Raw genomic sequence first — 20,727 nt, 5'->3', positions numbered from 1 at the left:
CTATATTGTAGTTATACAATATTTTTCTTAAAAGATGATCATTTTCTTTTGAGATAATTATTTATTTATAAAAAAGTTTTGTTTATCTTTGTCAAGATACAAGGTTTGGTTCTCATTTATATTAGACTACTACAAGAATACTGGTAATTTTGGTCTTTAAGTTATGAAGTTATGGGAATAATTTTATAGATATGTCCTTAATGTATTCCCGACAATATAAATTGTTTTCCTGAGAGGATAAATTCGTTATGTCACATATATGCAAGCCAAAATCAAAGCCTATGCGTCCCTTTTTCTCTTCTGGTCCATGTGTAAAGCGTCCGGGATGGTCTCTTAGTGTATTAGAGGGGGCGTTACTTGGGCGTTCTCATCGTTGTACTCTGGGAAAAGAAAGAATAAAGAGGGCGATAGACTTAACTCGGGAGGTTTTGGAAGTTCCTGAAAGTTATCGCATTGCTATAGTTCCTGCTTCAGACACTGGGGCTGTTGAAATGGCATTATGGTCTTTGCTTGGTTCTCGTGGCGTTGATGTCCTTGCGTGGGAAAGTTTTGGGCTTGGGTGGATGTCAGATATTCGGCAGCTTTCTCTTCAAGATGTTCGAGAATTTACGGCTCCTTATGGTGAGCTTTCGGATTTTTCTAAGGTGGATTTTGATAGAGACGTGGTATTTGTTTGGAATGGAACTACTTCGGGTGTTTGCGTTCCTGATGTGGAATTTATTCCAGAAAATCGAGAAGGTTTGGTTATTTGTGATGCAACTTCAGCAGTTTTTGCGCGTCATATTGATTTTAAAAAATTAGATGTTTTGACTTTTTCTGCACAAAAAGTTTTGGGTGGAGAAGCGGGTTTTGGGGTTATCATATTATCCCCTCGATCTATTGAACGTCTTGAAAATTATGTTCCTTCTTGGCCCTTGCCTAAGATTTTTCGTATGACTAAAGGGGGTAAGGTGATGGAGGGTCTTTTCTCTGGAGAGACAATAAATACCCCTTCTTTATTATGTATTGAAGATTATATTGATGCATTGGTATGGGTGAAGGAAATGGGAGGGCTTTCTGCGTCTATTACGCATTGCAATGAAAATGCTGCTGTTTTGTTTCAGTTTATTAAGGAAAATGATTGGGTTGAAAATCTTGCGATTGATTCGAAAAATCGTTCTAACACGTCTATTTGTATGAGAATTGTTGATTCCGATATTGTGTCTTTTGATCGCAATACCCAAGCATCTTTTTGCAAATCTATGGTTTCTTTTTTGGAAAAGGAATCGGTTGCTTATGACATTGCTTCTTATCGTGACGCTCCTTTTGGCCTACGTGTATGGGTTGGGGCAACTGTTGAGAAAGAAGATCTTGTATCGCTATGTGATTGGTTAAAATGGGCTTTTTATTTCCAGAAAAGTGCTTTTTTACGGGCTATATCGTAAATTTTAATTGAGTAAAAGGAGAAAATCATGTCAAAGCTTAAGGTTCTTGTATCTGATGAATTATCAGTTAGTTCCATACAGATTTTTCGTGATCGGGGTATAGACGTTGATTTCCGCCCAGAAATTGGGAAAAACAAAGAAGAGATGGCTCGCATTATAGGCGATTATGATGGTCTTGCCGTGCGATCTACTACCAAAGTAACCGAGTATTTATTGTCGAAAGCTAAAAATCTTAAGGTGGTTGGTCGAGCTGGTGTTGGGATAGATAATGTGGATTTATTGTCTGCTTCTCGAGCGGATATTGTTGTAATGAACACTCCTTTTGGAAATTCTATTACGACTGCTGAGCATGCTATTTCTTTGATGTTGGCAGTTGCTCGACAGATTCCCGCTGCTAATGAATCAACTCATAAGGGTAAATGGGAAAAATCAAAGTTTATGGGAGTAGAGATCTCTGACAAAGTATTGGGTGTGATTGGAGTAGGAAACATTGGCTCTCTGGTTTGTACCCGTGCTATTGGGTTGAAGATGAAGGTGATTGCTTTTGATCCTTTTTTATCTCAAGAGCGTGCTAAGGAGATAGGGGTTTTGCAAGTACAATTGGAAGATCTTTTATCTCAGTCGGATTTTATTAGTTTGCATGTTCCTCTAACAAATAAAACCAAAAATATTTTAAATAAGGAAAATTTGTCCAAAACGAAGCCAGGTGTTCGCATTATCAATTGTGCTCGTGGTGGTTTGGTTGATGAAAAAGCTTTAGCCGAATTGCTTCAATCGGGTCATGTGGCTGGTGCTGGTTTTGATGTATTTGAAGTTGAGCCAGCGCTACAAAATCCTCTTTTTGGATTGCCAAATGTTGTTTGTACGCCGCATTTAGGGTCTTCGACAGTGGAAGCCCAAGAAAAGGTTGCTCTTCAATTGGCCCATCAAATGTCTGATTATTTGCTAGAGGGAGTAGTTTCTAACGCATTGAATATGGATTCTGTTTCTCTTGAAGAGGATCAAATATGATTCTGCCCCTATTATCATGAAGGAAAATGCTGTTATTATTTCTACAATAAAACGCGATAAAAGTGGTATATGGGATGGGTATATTGAGTTGATAGTGAAAACGGCGTGTGCGTCGTATTCGGTTACAGGGACAGTTTTTTCTGATGGCAAGCCAAGATTTATTAAAATTCAAGGGATTAATTTTGATGCAGACATAGGAAATTCAATGAGTTACATTGTCAATGAAGATGTGCCTGGGATAGTGGGCTTTGTTGCAATGTTTTGTTTTGGGAAAAGCTGGAATCAATATTGCTCATTTCCACCTTGGGCGGAGTAAGTTAAAAGAGGATGCTGTTTCTTTGCTTTGTGTAGACGGTTGTGTTTCAAGTGATATTTTAGAAGAGTTGTCGTCTAATTCTGCAATTCGTTCTATAAAACAATTTGAATTTAATGTTGAGTGATTTTTTATAAATAGGATGCATGTAAAATCGTTTACGATGAGGTGGTGTAAAGTTGAAGTTGGTGAGATATGAATAGCCTAGATTTTGATAAGAATCCAAAGGATATGCGTGTTGTTGTAGCTATGTCTGGAGGGGTTGATTCTTCTATTGTTGCAGCTCTTTTGAAGCGTGATGGGTATGATGTTGTTGGTGTCACGTTGCAGTTGTATAACGGTGGAAAAGAATCAAAAAGAAAGGGTTCTTGTTGTGCGGGACAAGACGTGTATGATGCTCGTCGTGTTTGTGATGCTATTGATGTTCCGCACTACGTTTTTGATTATGAAGAGCGTTTTCATAATGCTGTTATTGTTCCTTTTGCAAATGCATATATTGCCGGAGAAACCCCTTTGCCATGTGTAGATTGTAATCGAACTGTTAAATTTTTGGATTTACTTTCTGTAATGCGTCGATTGGGGGCAGATGTTTTGGCAACAGGACATTATATACGTTCTCGTTTCCACGTTGGAGCTGATGGGGTACGTCGACGCATAATGTGTCGCCCAGTAGATTCAGAGCGAGATCAAAGTTACTTCTTGTTTGCCACTACGCAGCAACAGTTATGTGATTTACGTTTTCCCCTTGGAGAGATGAAAAAAGAATCAGTCAGAGATTTGGCGAGGGAGATGAAATTGGAAGTGGCGGATAAATCAGATAGTCAAGATATCTGTTTTGTTCAAAAAGGGAAATATTTTGATATAGTAAAGAAGTTGAGCTCTGACATATCTTTGGAAGGGGAGATTGTGCATTTAAGTGGACAAGTATTAGGGCGTCATAATGGGATTATAAATTATACTATAGGGCAAAGGCGTGGTCTTGGTATAGCGGCAAGTGATCCTCTTTTTGTTGTGTATCTCGATAAACAAGGCTCTAGAGTAATTGTCGGACCAAGAGAGGCTTTGGAAGTTCGTCGTATTTATTTACGTGAAATTAATTGGTTAGGTGATGGATCTTTCGAAGATGTGGTTGTTGATGGATTCAAATGTTTTGCTAAGATTCGTTCTTCGCAAGATCCGGTTTCTGTTTTTGTGAAACGAGATGATAGTGGGGTGTATGTGGATTTTGAAAACAGTGAAGAGGGGGTTGCTGCTGGTCAGGCATGCGTATTTTATAGCTCAGATTCGAATGATGCCCGTATTTTAGGGGGGGGATTTATTAGCTGCTCTAAACGTTCAGACAAGGTGGAAAAATCTTTATTTTCTATAATGAAAAAAAATCCTTCTTTATAAGAAATATTGAAGAAAGTTCGAGGCTATTGATTGATATATAGTAATATGCATATATGTTATGGTATTATGCGAAAATTTATTTTTGTATAATACTTCTATGAATGGTTTTATTGGTATTGATTGCAGCTTTTTTTCTTGATAAAAAGAACAATGTTGGGATGATTTTTGGCGGAGTAGCTCAGTTGGTTAGAGCGGAGGAATCATAATCCTTGTGTCGGGGGTTCAAGTCCCTCCTTCGCTACCATTTCATTCCTGTAACTTTTGTTATTGTCAAATGGTCGTGCGCTGGGATTTTCTTTTTAGATGTTGGTAATGAGTATATTTCTCGAACATAATGTTTAGATTGCTGTTATTATGGTTTTAGATTTATTGAAGATGAGTTGAGATGAGGGGATTTTATTAGATGGCGGAAAAACGGTTTATTCGTGACAAGGAAAGTCTTGGGATTAGTACTATAGGTCACGTTGATCACGGGAAGACGACGCTAACTGCGGCTATTACGAAGTATTATAGTGATGAGCAGAAGGCATATGGTGAGATTGACAGTGCTCCGGAGGAGAGGGTTCGTGGTATTACCATTTCGACGGCGCATGTTCACTATCAGACTGCCAAGAGATTTTATGGGCATATTGATTGTCCTGGTCATGCTGATTATGTAAAGAATATGATTACTGGTGCGACGCAGGCTGATGGTGCGATTCTTGTTTGCTCTGCCTATGACGGTCCGAAGCCACAAACGAAGGAACATATTCTTCTTGCTCGTCAGGTTGGTATTTCGTCGATAGTTGTGTATATGAACAAGGTTGATACTGTTGATGATCCGGAGTTATTGGATCTTGTTGAGCTTGAGATTAGGGAGCTTTTGAGTTATTACGATTTTCCTGGAGATGAAGTTCCTGTTATTAGGGGTTCTGCTCTTTGTGCCTTAAACGGAGAGAATAAGGAATTGGGGGAAGATTCGATTCATGCTTTGATGGAAGCTGTTGATAATTATATTCCTACACCTTCGCGTTTAACGGATGAGCCTTTCTTGATGCATGTGGAGAGTTCTTGTACGATTGGTGGTCGTGGGACTGTTGCGACTGGTCGTGTTAAGCGTGGTAAGCTTGTGGCTGGATCTGATATTGAGATAATTGGTATGGGTGGCAAGACGCTTAAAGCGAAATGTACAGATATGGAGATGTTTCGGCAGAAGTTAGATGAAGCTATAGCGGGAGACAATGTTGGTTTATTGCTTCGCGGAGTGGATCGTGCGGATGTTCAGAGGGGGAGAGTTATTTGTGCTCCTGGTTCTATTAAAGAGTATTCTAAGTTTGAAGCTAGTGTTTATATTCTGAAGAAAGAAGAAGGCGGTCGTCATACAGGATTTTTAGGTAATTATCGTCCACAGTTTTTTATGGATACGGCGGATGTTACGGGGAAGATAATTTTGCCTCCTGAATCTAAAGCGGTGATGCCTGGTGATAGGGTTACTTTGGAGATAGAGCTTATTAGTCCGATTGCGATGGAAGCAAATCAGCGTTTTTCTATTCGTGAAGGAGGAAAGACGATTGGTGCGGGGATTGTTTCCAAAATTATAGGATAATAGAAGACTTTTCTTCTTAAAAAGAGGATACTTCGCTGAAACTTAAATTTCGAGAAAAGGGGTATAGCTCAGTTGGTAGAGCGGCGGTCTCCAAAACCGCAGGTCGTGGGTTCGATCCCCTCTGCTCCTGCCAGAAAGATCTATGGTGGTTTGTTTGGTAGGGCTATTATAGATCTCTATTTTTTCTCTTGCTTTATATATCAAGGCATGTTCTACAAGTATGGTATGGTGTTCTTTCTTTGGTGAGAGTTAATGGTTTGAGTATAGTAAATTTTTTTAAGCAGGTTAAGGTTGAGTTTAAGAGGATATTTTGGCCATCTCGCAATGAGGTTTTGATCTCAGTTGTCGTTGTAATAATTATGTTGTCCATATCTTCGATGTTTTTATTAGCAATTGATCAGTTGATAGGATGGTTCATGCATTTTCTTTTGAATATCGGTGACTAATTGTTAGGTGATAAGATGACGTCTCATTGGTACATAGTACAAGTTTATTCTAACTGTGAGAAAAAGACAGTTGAATCAATGCTTGGGAGATTAAATAGAGCTGGCCTAGATAATTTGGTAACAGAAATAACCGTTCCTTCTGAGAAAGTGGTTAGTGTTCGTAGGGGACGTAAGGTTAATTCTGAACGTAGATTTTTTCCTGGCTATGTATTGCTTAAGGCAGTTATGACTGATGAAGTATATCATACCATCAGGAATACGCCAAAAGTTATGGGTTTTCTTGGTTCTGGTAAAAACCCATCTCCAGTATCAGATTCTGAAATTGAGCATATTATGGGTCAGATTGAAGCGTCTGTTCATAAGCCTGTTTCTACCATTATTTTTGAGATTGGTGAACGAATTTGTGTTTCTGACGGCCCCTTCGCTTCTTTTAATGGAATTGTAAAGGATGTTGATGAGGAAAAATCGCGTCTTAAAGTAGAGGTTTCAATTTTTGGTCGTGCTACTCCAGTGGAATTGGCGTATAGTCAGGTTGAGAAAATCGTTTAATCTTGTAAGTTTTGATGTTATGTAAATGGTTTTTATGCTTGCTTTAGAAGTTTTTCAGGTATAAATATTTTTCTTTTTGGTTGTTTTGTAAGTATTAGGTTTGTTGTTGTTTTGGGAAAGGCTGGAAATGGCAAAAGTGGTTTTTCGTCAGGTTAAATTACAGATAGGGGCGGGTTCTGCAAATCCTTCGCCGCCAGTAGGTCCTGTTATTGGGCAGGCTGGTGCTAATATTATGGATTTTTGTAGGCAATTCAATGCGGCAACAGAGCATATGAGAAAAGGTGATCCCATCCCGACTACTGTAACTATCTATAAAGATAAGTCTTTTGTTTTTAAGCTGTCTAATCCACCTGTGAGTTTTTTCCTTAAAGAAGGGGCAGGGATTAAATCAGGTTCTAGCCTTCCCGGCAAAGAAATTAGCGGTACTATTTCTCGGGAAAAGATTAGGAAAATTGCAGAGATAAAAATGCAGGATATGGGTGCTTTTAGTATTGAGCAGGCTATGAGTATGCTAGAAGGTTCGGCTTCTTCAATGGGTATAGGTGTGGTGGATTAGATGGTGTCTAAAATTTCAAAACGTATGCAGCGGATTTCTAAAGGAATTGATTTTTCAGTATTATACGGATTAAGTGATGCTGTGGATATGCTCAAAGAGCGTGCTGTAGCTAAGTTTGATGAAACCATTGAAATAGCAATGAATTTAGGCGTTGACCCTCGTCATGCTAATCAAATGGTTCGAGGTGTTGTTTCTATGCCTAACGGTACGGGTGTCAATGTTCGTGTAGCTGTTTTTGCCAAATCTGCTGAGGCTGATAAAGCTAGAGAAGCAGGTGCTGATATTGTCGGGGGAGAAGATCTTTTCGAAATCGTTAAGGGTGGAAAAATAGAATTTGATTGTTGTATTGCTACCCCTGATATGATGCCTTTAGTTGGACAATTAGGTAGGCTTCTAGGGCCTCGTGGTATTATGCCTAATCTAAAGCTTGGTACTGTGACAACAGATGTTGCTACTACTGTTCGGAAATATAAGAAGGGTGCTGTTGATTTTCGATCTGAAAAGGCAGGGATCGTTCATGGGATAGTAGGTAAAGCTTCTTTTGATAATAAAAAAATAGAAGAAAACGTTTTGGCTTTTGTCAGTGCTGTTATAAAGGCAAAGCCTCCTGTTTCAAAAGGTCACTATATAAAGCGTATTACCTTATCATCGACTATGGGGTGTGGGATAAAGGTTGACCATTCTGTTCTCTCTGTTTAATACTCTTTTTGGGTTTTTTTTCTAGATTCCCTTTTTATTGTCATTTGTTGTTTTTAAGGGGAGTTGTTGGGAGACTGTTATCTCTTTCTTTGAGAATGAGATTTTAGTACGGTAGATTTGTCCTTATATGGGTGTGGACAGAATATTTAGTATTTAGGTATATTTGTCATCTGGAGATGAAAGTTGAATAATCAAGAAAAGAGCGTAGAAATTTCTGAGTTAAGTGATATTTTTTCTTCTTCTAGCTCAATCGTTGTCGCTGACTATAAGGGGCTTAATGTTGCGCAGATGAAAGATCTTCGGGCAAGATTGCGAGAAGCTGGAGGAGGAGTGAGAATTGCAAAAAACACTCTCGTTAAAATTGCCATTCGTGATTTGGGATTTGTTGTAGATTTTGCTGATCTTTTTGTTGGGCAGTCATTGATAGTATATTCTGTTGATCCTGTTATTGCCTCTAAGATTTCAGTTGGTTTTGCTAATGATAACAGTCAATTTGAGATTCTTGGTGGAATTTTGGAAAAAGATATGCTTACCCAAGATTCAATCAAGAAAATTGCTTCCTTGCCAAATATTGAGGAAATTCGCTCTGGTATTTTAAGTGCTATTCAGTCCACTGCAACTAGATTGGTTATGCTTCTTGAAACACCTCAGAATCATATTGTTCGTGTTCTTTCTGCTTTTGAGGAGAAGAATCGGCAAGATTAGTTCTGTTAATTGTAAAAAAACTAAAATAAAAAAAGGAAATGTGTAATATGTCCAATATTGAATCAATTGTTGAACAATTGTCGTCTCTTACTCTTATTCAAGCTGCAGAGCTTTCGAAGAAATTAGAAGAAAAATGGGGTGTTTCTGCCTCTGCTCCTGCTGCTGTATCGGCTTCCGCAGCAACAGAAAGTGTTGCTGTTGCTGAAAAGACTGAATTTGATGTTGTGTTAACAGGTTTTAATGCTACGAGCAAAATCAATGTTATTAAGGAAGTACGTGCAATCACTAGTTTAGGTCTCAAAGAAGCCAAAGAGCTTGTGGAAAGTTCTCCAAAGAGCTTAAAAGGAGGCGTTTCTAAGGGAGATGCTGAAGAAATAAAGAAAAAGCTTGAAGCTGCTGGTGCAACGATAGATATACGTTAGTTGATTGACACTTTAAGATCTTTTGTCTTTCAAGGGATTTCGTTTTTAAGGAAGTATCTATTTTTTCCTATTATGCAGTTTATCATGAGTTTATTATGAGGAGAAACGATGGCTAAGGACGTTGTGTTCAATGGTCTCGGGCGTGCGCGCAAATTTTTTGGAAAGATTCCTGAGATAATTGACATACCTGATCTTATTGAAGTTCAGAGGGCATCCTATGATCAGTTTTTGATGATGAATAGTTCTCCTGAGGAACGTCCTAATGAGGGTTTACAGGCCGCATTTAAGTCTGTTTTTCCTATTACGGCTTTTTCTGGGGCTGCGATGCTTGAATTTGAGTCTTATGAATTTGACTCCCCAAAATTTGATGTGGATGATTGCTTGCGGCGTGATTTGACGTATGCTGCTCCTTTAAAGATTATTTTGCGTTTGATTGTTTTTGATATTGATGAATTTACTGGTGCAAAATCTATCAAAGATATAAAGGAACAAAGTATCTATATGGGCGATGTTCCACTTATGACTAAAGATGGAACTTTTGTTATTAATGGTACTCAGCGTATAGTTGTTTCTCAGTTACATCGTTCTCCAGGCATACTTTTTGATCATGATAAAGGGAGGGCCAGTTTATCAGGAAAGCTATTGTATGCTTGTCGTATTATTCCTGATCAAGGGCTATGGATGGACATAGAATTTGATTCCAAGGATATTATCCATGTGCGTATAGATAGGCGTCGTAAAGTTCCTGTGACGTCTTTTTTAATGGCTTTGGGTATGAATTCTGAGGATATTTTATCTACGTTTTATTCCAAAATTGTTTATGTAAAAAAGGGCGAATATTGGTGCTTTCCATTGAGTTGTGCCGATTTGATTGTTGGTTCAAAAGTATCTTCTAGTTTGATTGATGTTGATACGGGTGAGCGAGTTATTGAAAGCGGGAAAAGGTTTACTGCGAACTTGCTCAAAAATCTTAAAGAAAAAGGGGTAGGTTTTTTAGGGGTTACTTCAGATTATTTGTATGGATCTTATGTAGCAGAAGATATTGTCAATGAAACAACAGGGGAGATATACCTTGAAGCTGGTGATGCAATTGATGAACCTACTCTAGCGGCAATTGTATCTTGTGGAATTGAGGATATACCTGTTCTCCATGTCGATTCTATTGATTCTAATGCTTATGTGCGTAATACATTAGTATTGGATAAAAACAAAGATTACAAAGATGCACTTCTGGATATTTATCGTGTTATGCGTCCAGGTGATGTGCCAACTGTTTCGGCTGCAGAATCGATGTTTAATTTCCTTTTCTTTGACCCTGATAAGTATGATCTTTCTGCGGTTGGTCGCGTTAAGATGAATATGCGTCTTAATCTTGATGTTCCTGATACTGTGCGTCATGTCAGAAAAGAAGATGTGATAGCTATTATCAAAATCTTAGTTGATCTGCGTGATGGTAAGGGGAAGATTGATGATATTGATAATTTAGGAAATCGTCGAGTACGTTCTGTCGGTGAGATGTTGAAAAATCAATATCGTCTTGGACTATTGCGTATGGAACGTTCTATTAAGGAACGCATTTCATCAGTTGATATTGATTCTGTTATGCCACAGGATCTCATTAATGCTAAGCCTGTAGTATCTGCTGTTCGTGAATTTTTCTGTTCCTCGCAGCTTTCTCAACTTGAAGAACATGTTAACTCGCTTTCGCGTATTACACATACGCGTCGTTTATCTGCTCTAGGGCAAGGGGGTGTGGCAAGAGCGAGGGCAGGGGTTGAAATGCGTGATGTCCATCCAACGCATTACGGTCGTATTTGTCCTGCAGAGACCTCAGAAGGCCATAACATAGGTTTGGTGAGTTCTCTTACATCTTTTGCGCGTGTTAACGCATATGGATTCATTGAAACTCCATATCGTAAAGTTTGTGATGGTAAGGTTACAAATGAGATAGTATATCTTTCTGCTATAGAAGAAGAAAATCGTTATATTGCTCAGTCTAATGCTTCTCTTAAAGAGGATGGCTCGTTTGCGGAAGAATTAGTTTTTTGTCGTTGTGCAGGAGAAGAAGTTCTTGTTCCTCGAGAAAATATAAATTTTATGGACACTTCTCCAAAACAAGTGGTTTCTATTGCAGCATCTCTTATTCCTTTCTTAGAAAATGATGATTCAAACCGTGTTCTTATGGGTTGTAATATGCAGCGTCAAGCTGTTCCATTATTGAAGGCCGAAGCTCCTTTTGTTGGGACTGGTATGGAATCTGTCGTTGCCAAAAGTTCAGGGGCTGCTATTGTTGCGAAGCGTGCTGGAATAGTAGAGCAAGTTGATGCAATACGTATAGTCATTCGTGTGGTGGAAGAAGATTTAAATCCTTCTGCTTCAGGGGTTGATATTTATCGTTTAATGAAATTTCAGCGTTCCAATCAAAATACTTGTGTTAATCAGCGTCCATTAGTAAAGGTTGGTGATGAAGTTCGTAGAAATGATATTATAGCGGATGGTCCATCTACAGATTTAGGGGATTTGGCGCTTGGTCGTAATATGCTCGTTGCCTTCATGCCTTGGCACGGATACAACTTTGAAGACTCAATGTTGATATCTGAGCGTATGGTTTCGGAAGATGTTTTTACCTCTATTCATATAGAGGAATTTGAGGTTATGGCGCGTGATACTAAGTTAGGACCAGAAGAAATAACTCGTGATATACCTAATGTCTCGGAAGAGGGATTGAAGAATATTGATGAGTGTGGAGTTATTTGTGTTGGAGCTGAGGTTAATCCCGGTGATATTTTAGTAGGTAAAATTACTCCTAAGGGTGACAGCCCCATGACCCCCGAAGAAAAACTTTTACGTGCTATTTTTGGTGAAAAAGCTGTAGACGTTCGTGATACATCGTTGCGTGTTCCTTCTGGAGTTTCTGGTACAGTTGTTGAAGTTCGTATTTTTAACCGCCATGGTATTGATAAAAATGAGCGTTCTTTGTCTGTTGAACGAGAACAAATCGAGCTTCTTGCACGAGATCGAGATGATGAACAAGCAATTTTAGATCGGAATATTTATAGTCGTTTAAAGGAAATTTTATGCAGTCAAACAGCGATTTCCGGACCTAAAGGCTTTAAGAAATCTTCTGTTCTTTCTAGTGATTTGATATCTGGATATCAGCGATCTCAATGGTGGCAGTTTGCTGTGCAAGATGAGAAAGTGCAGCGGAACATTGAATCTTTAAGAGCTCAATATGAACATTCTAAATCTGTTCTTGAGAGTCGTTTTAAGAATAAGATTGAAAAGATACAATGGGGGGATGATATGTCCCCAGGAGTTTTAAGAGTAGTTAAAGTTTTTGTTGCTATGAAGCGTTCAATTCAGTCAGGAGATAAGATGGCTGGACGTCATGGTAACAAAGGAATTGTTTCTCGGATACTTCCTTGTGAAGATATGCCTTTTCTTGAAGATGGTACTCCTGTTGATATCGTTCTTAATCCACTAGGTGTTCCTTCTCGTATGAATGTTGGACAAATTTTTGAGACTCATCTTGGGTGGGCATGTGTTGGTCTTGGTAAGAAGATTAAGAGTATTATTAATGATTATAAGGCCAATGGTGATATAGCGCCATTACGTAGTTTTTTAGAGAAGATTATAGGGACTGGTCCTCATGCTGAGAAAATATCAGATTATGATGATGCGTCTGTACTACGTTTGGCAGAACAATGGAAATCAGGTGTGCCTGTTTCAACGCCTGTTTTTGATGGGGCTGATGAAGAGGCTATTAATTCTATGCTTCGTATGGCTGATTTGGATGAAAGTGGGCAGTCCATTCTTTATGATGGTCTGACTGGTGAACCATTTGATCGACCAGTTACCGTTGGGTATATTTATATGTTGAAGCTTAATCACATGGTTTCTGATAAAGTTCATGCTCGTTCTATTGGTAGTTATTCTCTTGTGACACAGCAACCTTTAGGAGGAAAATCTAATAGAGGTGGTCAGCGTTTAGGAGAAATGGAAGTATGGTGTACGCAGGCTTATGGTGCTGCCTATGTTTTACAGGAAATGCTTACTATTAAATCTGATGATGTTGTAGGTCGTACTAAAGTTTATGAATCTATTGTTTCTGGAGACAACTCTTTTGAAACTGGTATACCAGAGAGTTTCAATGTCTTGGTAAAAGAAATGCAAGCTTTGGGTCTAAGTATTGACTTAGAAAATTCACGTGCAAAAAGTACTGTAAAAATGGAAGAGATTCCTGATTTAAATGAATAATAGATAAGACAAATATTTTCTTTTTTAAGATATTTTGCCTTTGAATGGGGGATATAAGGGTATGCAACAAGAGGTCATGAGATTTTTTAATCCGTGGACAGATGATAGAGAATTTGATTCCGTCAGGATTTCAATTGCCTCTCCAGAAAAGATTTTATCTTTGTCTTATGGTGAGATAAAAAAACCTGAGACAATTAATTATCGTACCTTTAAGCCAGAACGAGATGGTTTGTTTTGTGCTCGAATTTTTGGCCCTATTAAAGACTATGAATGTATATGCGGCAAATATAAACGCATGAAGTATAAGGGCATTATTTGTGAAAAATGCGGTGTTGAAGTAACGCTATCTTGTGTTCGTCGAGATCGAATGGCTCATATCCAACTGGCTTCTCCAGTTGCTCATCCATGGTTTCTTAAATCTTTGCCATCACGTATATCAACGTTGCTTGATATGACTTTAAGAGATGTAGAGCGTGTATTGTATTTTGAGAGTTATGTTGTTATTGATCCCGGCTTGTCTTCGTTAGAGAAATATCAGATTTTAACAGAAGAAGAATATGTAGAAGCGGTAAATGATTTTGGTCAAGATCAGTTTATAGCTATGATGGGGGCAGATGCGATACGTGAGCTGTTAATTTTATTAGATCTGCCGAATCTAGCTATTACCTTGCGTGGTCAACTGAGTAAATCTTCTTCTATTTTTAGAAGAAAAAAGATAATTAAGCGTCTTAAAATTGTAGATAGTTTTCTGATATCAGGTAATCGTCCTGAATGGATGGTTATGACCGTTATTCCAGTTCTTCCTCCTGATTTAAGGCCGCTGGTAGCTCTTGATTTTGGAAGATTTGCGGCATCTGATTTAAATGATTTGTATCGTCGAGTTATCGGTAGAAACAATCGTTTGATGAGATTAAAAAGTTTGCATGCTCCGGAAATTATTGTTCGCAATGAAAAAAGAATGTTGCAAGAATCTGTTGATGCATTGTTTGATAATGGTCGTCATAAGCGTGTAGTAACTGGTGCGAATAGACGTCCTTTGAAATCTCTATCTGATATGTTAAAAGGGAAGCAAGGTCGTTTCAGGACTAATCTTCTCGGTAAAAGGGTGGATTATTCTGGTCGTACTGTTATTGTGGCAGGTCCAGAATTGCTATTGCACCAATGTGGTCTGCCTAAGTTAATGGCACTTGAACTTTTTAAACCCTTTCTATATGCGCAACTAGAAAAGAAGGGGTATGTTTCCACAGTTAAACAGGCTAAAAAATTCGTTGAAAAAGAAAGACCTGAAGTTTGGGATGTCCTTGCGGAAGTCGTTCACCAGCATGTTGTATTACTCAATCGTGCTCCAAGTTTGCACCGATTAAGTATGCAGGCTTTCGAGCCTAAAATTATAAGTGGAAAAGCTATTCAACTTCATCCTTTAGTATGTGCAGGATATAATGCTGACTTTGATGGAGATCAAATGGCTGTGTATGTCGTTCTCTCTCTTGAAGCGCAATTAGAAGCACGTGTATTAATGATGTCTACTAACAATCTTTTGCATCCAGCGAGCGGAGTGCCAGTTGTGGTTCCTTCGCAAGATATGGTGTTAGGGCTTTATTATCTGTCTATTATCCATGAAGGTGATCCTGGTGAAGGGATGGTTTTTGCTGATGTGGATGAGGTATATCATGCTCTTGAAAGAAAAGTAGTTACTTTGCATTCTAAGATTCGTGGTAGATATAAAAATATTGATGAAAGTGGTAATTGGGTATCCAAGATTTATGAAACAACCCCAGGACGTATGATTCTAGGTGAAATATTGCCTCGTCATCATAATATTTCATTTGATATTTGCAATCAAGAAATGGTTAAGAAAAATATTTCAGCGATGGTGGATGCAGTTTATCGTCATTGTGGACAAAAAAGCACAGTTGCTTTTTGTGATGATCTTATGCGTTTAGGATTCCGATATGCTTGTTCTTCGGGAATTTCCTTTGGTAAAGATGACATAGTTGTTCCTAAATCAAAGGGAAAAATTATCGCAGAAGCTGATAAGATGGTGAAAGAATATGAGAATCAATACAATGATGGATTGATTACGCGTGGAGAAAAATATAATAAAGTTGTCGATTTGTGGGGTAAAACCACTGATAAAGTTACCGAAGAGATGATGTCTCTTATTAAACAGGTTGAGTTTGATCCGGAAACTGGTCGTCAAAAAAAGATGAATTCTATATTTATGATGTCTCATTCTGGTGCTCGTAGTTCTGTGCATCAGATGCGTCAGCTTGGTGGAATGAGAGGATTGATAGCCAAACCATCAGGAGAAATCATTGAGTCACCTATTCGTTCTCACTTTAAAGATGGACTTTATGGATTTGAATTCTTTCAATCTTGTGTTGGGGGTCGTAAAGGATTGCTTGATGTTGTTATGAGAACTGCTAGCTCTGGTTATTTGAGTCGTAGGTTGGTAGATGTTGCTCAAAATTGTATTGTTAATCAGGTTGATTGTGGTACCAATAAAGGTTTGAGTATTACGCATATAGTAGATTCAGGACAAGTAGTATATTCTCTTGGAAGTCGTGTTTTAGGACGCATAGCCCTTGATGATATTGTCAATCCGGTGACAAATGCATGCATCATAAAGGCTGGAGGATTAATACTTGAATCACATGTTACTGAAATTGAAAAAAGCGGTATCCGTTCTGTGAGAATTCGTTCGGCTTTAACTTGTGAATCTAAGAAGGGAGTGTGTTCGCTATGTTACGGTCGGGATCTTGCTCGAGGATCTCTTGTTAATGTAGGTGAAGCCGTTGGTGTCATCGCTGCTCAGTCGATTGGTGAGCCTGGAACACAGTTAACAATGCGTACTTTCCACCTTGGGGGCGCAGTGACGGTTATGGATCGATCCTTCTTAGAGTCTTCTTGCGAAGGAACAGTTAAGATTAAGAACCGTAGTGTATGCCGTAATTCTGCAAATGATCTCATTTCCATGGGACGTAATACGACGCTTCAGATTTTAGATGTATCAGGTCAGGAGCAATCTTCGCATCGCATTATGTACGGTGCTAAACTATTCGTTGATGATGGTGATATTGTCAAATATGGACAGCGTGTTTCTGAATGGGATCCTCATACTTTTCCAATGATAACAGAAGTTTCTGGAATAGTAGATTTTGAAGATCTTGTTGATGGTCTTTCTGTGATAGAAAGCGTTGGTGAATCTACAGGAATTGCTAAACGAAAAGTTATTGACTGGCGATTTACTAGTCGCGGACAAAATTTAAAGCCTGCTATTGTAGTTAAAGATGAAAATGGTGCTGTTCTGAAATTTTCTCGTGGAACAGATGCTAGATGGTTTTTACCAGTAGATGCTATTCTTTCCGTTTCTCCTGGACAAAAAGTTTCTGTGGGAGATGTTTTGGCGCGTTCGCCGATATCTAGTGCTAAGACAAAAGATATCACAAGTGGGTTGCCACGAGTTGCTGAGCTTTTTGAGGCGCGTCGTCCTAAGAATCATGCTATCTTGGCAGAAGTTAGCGGATCTATTAAAATCAAGAGAAATTATAAGAATAAATCTCGCGTATTAATCGAGCCTTTTGAAGAAGGTGTTGAGCCAGTAGAATACTTTATTCCTAAAAATAAACATTTTTATCTGCAGGATGGAGATAAGGTTGAAAAAGGTGATTATATCCTTGAAGGAAATCCCGCTCCACATGATATTTTAAGGATTAAGGGAATAGAGGCCTTGGCATCTTATCTTATCAATGAAGTTCAAGAAGTTTATCGTCTTGAAGGTGTTCTGATCAATGATAAGCATATAGAAGTTGTCATTCGTCAGATGTTACAAAAAGTTGAAATAACTGATCCAGCGGATACTGAGTATATATTAGGAGATAATATTGACCGTGTTGAAGTAGAGGAATTGAATAGATCGCTTGCGCAACAAGGAAAGAAACAGGTTTCTTTCTCTCCTGTTCTTCAGGGTATTACAAAAGCTTCTCTTCAAACTAAGTCGTTTATATCAGCTGCTTCTTTCCAAGAGACGACTAAAGTTCTTACCGAAGCCGCTATTGCTGGAAAAGTTGATATGTTAGAAGGGCTTAAAGAAAATGTTATTGTAGGTCGTTTGATTCCAGCTGGAACGGGGGCTATTTTACATGAAAAACGTCGTATTGCTATGAACAGAGATCAAATGATTCTCAAAGCAAGATCTAATTCCTCGCAGGACAGCGATTCAAAAAATAATCAAATTCAAGGAATTATAGCAGAATAATGAGTTCTTTTTTAGGTATAATTAAAAGTATATCTTTTGATTTTTTTAGATAAGTAAAAATATTAATATTTTCTGCAACATTTCTTTTTAGGATAAAAAGTATTAAATTTTTTATTCATGCTGATTCCTATCAGCATGAATTGACTTAATTAAAAGGTTCGACAGCCTGCAATTCGAATTTATTCGATGTTCTGCTGGAGTTTTGGCTATCGATTAAAAAGAGATTGTTTGTGAAGTTGTTGTTGAACTATTAGAATAGTTTTATAATGAAAATGTTTGGGTTGTGCTAAAGAAAAAATGGTATAATCAAACCCTTATATATTTTGGATTAAAAAATATTAAGTTACTTATTTTACTTTGTTATTGTGTTTTTTAATCTGATGAATTGACCTCTTCTTTTCCATTCTAGTTGTTGAAGTCTTTTTTCCGTGCATCGTTCCTTTGATTTTCAATTGCACTGTTACATGTTTTTGATCCGGATAAATCACCATCACTAAACGCAACGGGTACTGACAATACTACTACAGCAGAGGCTAAACTTAGTTTTTTTTGATATTTTTATTGTCTTTCGTCTACAAATACGCACTAACGTTGCCAATTTTTTAAATCTTATTATATGTTTATAAAATACCTAAGCTTAATCGATTTTAATCAAGAGATTTGAGGGACACTTACAAGGCCTATCAATATCCTTCTGGAGCATGGGCTATTATTGGCTGTGTCCATACAGGAAATAATATTTATGAAGATATGAGTATTACGCTTCAATAAGCGGATGATCTTCTTATGAGATGGAAGCATATTGAAAACTTTAGATCAAGTTTTAAGATTTCTTTAATACTTTATAATGCTGCTGAAAACCGTATATCAGCGATTAGAGAGTTTGTTTTCAACCCTGGAATAGGGGGCCGGTGAACAGTACTTTGAGGAAACGTAAGGTGGTAGTTTATGAATGTAAAAGGTAGGTTTTCGCTTGCTGGGTAAGAGTTTCAAAGGTCTAGTGGCTCGTAGGAAAGGATAAAGTGGAATTGTTGTTGAATGTTTGAGCCCAGTGGATTCTTTTAATCTTTTCTGCAAAATTTGTCATCGTTCTTTTACTCTAATTGCTCTTTTTTTATCACACCGATCATAATTTAAGGAAGGGATGAGACTGTCCAATTAATAATTTCCGAGGAAATACGAGAAAAAGCACGATTAAGAGACTCAATAAAACATAATTTATTATCCTCTTCAAAAGCTTCTTCAACATGAAAAACTTTCTGTGCTATTATGTTACCGGTATTTATATCAATGATTTTTAGAGATATTTCAATTATAGCATAATGATGATGAATATCAATTTCGAAAGCTCTAATAATAGAAGAGATTTGATAATTTGGATAAATTCCTTGATTGGGTTTAATGATGGTTGATATTTTTCCATTATTTTCAAAATTTGCAATCAATTTTAATTGTACCATGCGTGGCAATCTATCACTCCATTGAGATCCTATCAGATATTGTATTTCAACGGGGGAAGAGCGGACGATAATATCTGGGCTATCTAGAGTTTTTGATGTCACAGGTTCGTTGATGGTAAGTCGTACATTATGTTGGATAGATTGATTATGTTTTGTGCTTTCTGTTAAATCAAATATATTTTTAGGGATATTCCCAAAACATGAAGAGAGAAACATGCACAATGATATGGCAGGAATACACAATCTCATGTTCTTGGTAATTTTTTTTAATTTTTTATCCATAAGTTCACTCATCCATTTTGATTAGTGTTTAGGTTTATATTGTTTAACAGTTTCTTTCCCCCATATAATATTTTGAGGATTGCGTTCGAAATTACTGAGAGAATCGTCAAAATGACCGACTGTTTCCTGGAGATTTCTGATAAGATTTTGCAAGTCATACAGGCCAGAATTTGAAAAATTTTGCAAATTTTTTGCAATAGGGGGAATATATTCATTGATTTTTTCAGTAGTATTTTGAAAAGATCGTATTGCTTTTTGAGCGTCTTCAATAAGTGATTTTTTTCCTTCTGAATCTGTAAAGCTATTGATTGTTGTCATTAACTCTTTCAATTTTATGGAAGAATTATTAAGATTTTCTGTCATTTTTTCTATTGTATCAATGGTTAAAATAATTTTTTGACTATGATCTGTAATTTCCCGTATAGCAGATGTACTGTTACGTATATTTGAGCTAGATTCAGAAATATTTTCCCAAAAATCAAAAGCTTCTTTACTGTGTATTTGAGAAGAAACATCTGACAAGAGGTGATCTGCTTTTTTCCCTACTCCTTGAAAAGTGTGTGTCGTTTCTTGTAAATCATTGATTGTATTTGTAACTTGATCAGATGATTTAATGAAATTATTGCTAACCACTTGAATATTTTCGATTATCTGATTAATTTTTTGTATATCAACGGCTTTAATTGTTTTGTTTAATGATGTGATAAAATCAGAAGTATTGCTAAGAGTCTTTGTAAAATCAACGGCAACATTATTTTTTCTATGTATCATTTTGTCTAAATCAGAAACATTATCTACGAGTATTGTCGAGATAGTTTCAAAATTTTTTATAATTCTATTAAGAGGGTTGTCGGCATTGTTTATAATTTTTTGAATCTGATCAGACGATACATTTATTTTGTTTAATGTATCTTCTGCAGTTGACAAAAGATGATTTATTCCTGAAGGGATGGCGGTAATCATAGCGATTTTTTTTTCTTTGGTAGCGGTTTGAAAGAGGGTATAATTTTCTGTGCGTTCAGTAGACAGCTCTATATATGTCATGCCTGTTATTCCTTGTGCTTTGATCATTGCTTTGGTTGAAGGATATAAAGGAACATCAACTCGAACGAGTGTCTGAGCCATAGAGTAATGCGGGTTGTCTTTATCAACGAATAACCCAGTAACATGGCCGATTGGAATACCATTAAAACGGACAGATGAATTAACTGCAAGACCTTCTACTGATCCTGGAATACGAATAATGAGTTCAGTCGTGGGACCATTATATTGGTCATTGCGTGATAGCCAATATATAGAATAAAATGATAAAAGTAGGATTGAAATTGCAAAAAATCCCACAGCTGTATAATAGTTTTTAACTTCCAT

13 protein-coding genes, 2 tRNA genes and 1 pseudogene are annotated in these 20,727 nt (G+C 37.4%); 14 read left to right on the top strand and 2 right to left on the bottom strand.

Features of this window, described 5'->3' with window-relative positions:
• Positions 1–248: 248 nt before the first annotated feature.
• The 14 genes and pseudogenes from CKC_RS04885 (at position 249) to rpoC (ending at position 17,617) form a co-directional block, all read left to right on the top strand.
• On the top strand, positions 249–1,424 hold the full coding sequence (locus CKC_RS04885) for a phosphoserine transaminase (protein ID WP_013462412.1): 1,176 nt from the start codon (positions 249–251) through the stop codon (positions 1,422–1,424).
• 27 nt (positions 1,425–1,451) lie between these two features.
• Positions 1,452–2,875, top strand: a pseudogene (locus tag CKC_RS04880) (NAD(P)-dependent oxidoreductase).
• 68 nt (positions 2,876–2,943) lie between these two features.
• Positions 2,944–4,140 carry a tRNA 2-thiouridine(34) synthase MnmA gene (mnmA, locus tag CKC_RS04875; protein ID WP_013462410.1) on the top strand — a complete coding sequence of 399 codons (1,197 nt, stop codon included), beginning with the start codon at positions 2,944–2,946 and terminating at the stop codon, positions 4,138–4,140.
• A gap of 167 nt (positions 4,141–4,307) precedes the next feature.
• Positions 4,308–4,384 (top strand) — tRNA-Met (locus tag CKC_RS04870).
• Between the two features lie 159 nt (positions 4,385–4,543).
• Entirely contained in the window at positions 4,544–5,725 is a 1,182-nt protein-coding gene (gene tuf, locus CKC_RS04865; RefSeq protein ID WP_013462409.1) for an elongation factor Tu, read from the top strand.
• 57 nt (positions 5,726–5,782) lie between these two features.
• Positions 5,783–5,858: transfer RNA gene (locus CKC_RS04860), tRNA-Trp, on the top strand.
• A gap of 109 nt (positions 5,859–5,967) precedes the next feature.
• The gene (gene secE, locus CKC_RS05990) at positions 5,968–6,171 is read left to right on the top strand and encodes a preprotein translocase subunit SecE (protein ID WP_013462408.1); all 204 of its coding nucleotides are present in this window, start codon (positions 5,968–5,970) and stop codon (positions 6,169–6,171) included.
• Between the two features lie 15 nt (positions 6,172–6,186).
• Positions 6,187–6,720, top strand: coding sequence for a transcription termination/antitermination protein NusG (gene nusG / locus CKC_RS04855; protein WP_013462407.1), 534 nt, complete (start codon positions 6,187–6,189; stop codon positions 6,718–6,720).
• A 127-nt stretch (positions 6,721–6,847) separates the two neighbouring features.
• Complete coding sequence (rplK, locus tag CKC_RS04850) at positions 6,848–7,276, top strand: 50S ribosomal protein L11 (protein WP_013462406.1); 429 nt, start codon at positions 6,848–6,850, stop codon at positions 7,274–7,276.
• Between the two features lie 3 nt (positions 7,277–7,279).
• Entirely contained in the window at positions 7,280–7,975 is a 696-nt protein-coding gene (gene rplA, locus CKC_RS04845; protein ID WP_044054397.1) for a 50S ribosomal protein L1, read from the top strand.
• Between the two features lie 183 nt (positions 7,976–8,158).
• A complete protein-coding gene (gene rplJ / locus CKC_RS04840) occupies positions 8,159–8,680 on the top strand; it encodes a 50S ribosomal protein L10 (protein WP_013462404.1) in 522 nt (173 codons plus the stop codon).
• Between the two features lie 47 nt (positions 8,681–8,727).
• Positions 8,728–9,102 carry a 50S ribosomal protein L7/L12 gene (gene rplL / locus CKC_RS04835; protein ID WP_013462403.1) on the top strand — a complete coding sequence of 125 codons (375 nt, stop codon included), beginning with the start codon at positions 8,728–8,730 and terminating at the stop codon, positions 9,100–9,102.
• Positions 9,103–9,210: 108 nt separating this feature from the next.
• On the top strand, positions 9,211–13,359 hold the full coding sequence (gene rpoB, locus CKC_RS04830) for a DNA-directed RNA polymerase subunit beta (RefSeq protein ID WP_013462402.1): 4,149 nt from the start codon (positions 9,211–9,213) through the stop codon (positions 13,357–13,359).
• Between the two features lie 61 nt (positions 13,360–13,420).
• Positions 13,421–17,617, top strand: coding sequence for a DNA-directed RNA polymerase subunit beta' (gene rpoC, locus CKC_RS04825; RefSeq protein WP_013462401.1), 4,197 nt, complete (start codon positions 13,421–13,423; stop codon positions 17,615–17,617).
• Between the two features lie 1,133 nt (positions 17,618–18,750).
• On the opposite strand, the gene CKC_RS04820 is transcribed toward rpoC, so the two are convergent.
• Both CKC_RS04820 and CKC_RS04815 read right to left on the bottom strand, forming a co-directional pair.
• Positions 18,751–19,359, bottom strand: coding sequence for an ABC-type transport auxiliary lipoprotein family protein (locus tag CKC_RS04820; RefSeq protein WP_013462400.1), 609 nt, complete (start codon positions 19,357–19,359; stop codon positions 18,751–18,753).
• A gap of 21 nt (positions 19,360–19,380) precedes the next feature.
• Positions 19,381–20,727 (bottom strand): MlaD family protein, encoded by a 1,347-nt coding sequence (locus CKC_RS04815; protein WP_013462399.1) that lies wholly within the window; start codon positions 20,725–20,727, stop codon positions 19,381–19,383.

The organism is Candidatus Liberibacter solanacearum CLso-ZC1 (assembly GCF_000183665.1).
Classification (GTDB): Bacteria; Pseudomonadota; Alphaproteobacteria; order Rhizobiales; family Rhizobiaceae; genus Liberibacter; species Liberibacter solanacearum.
The sequence above is the reverse complement of the archived record's forward strand: the minus strand, read 5'-3'. Positions and strand labels throughout refer to the sequence as shown.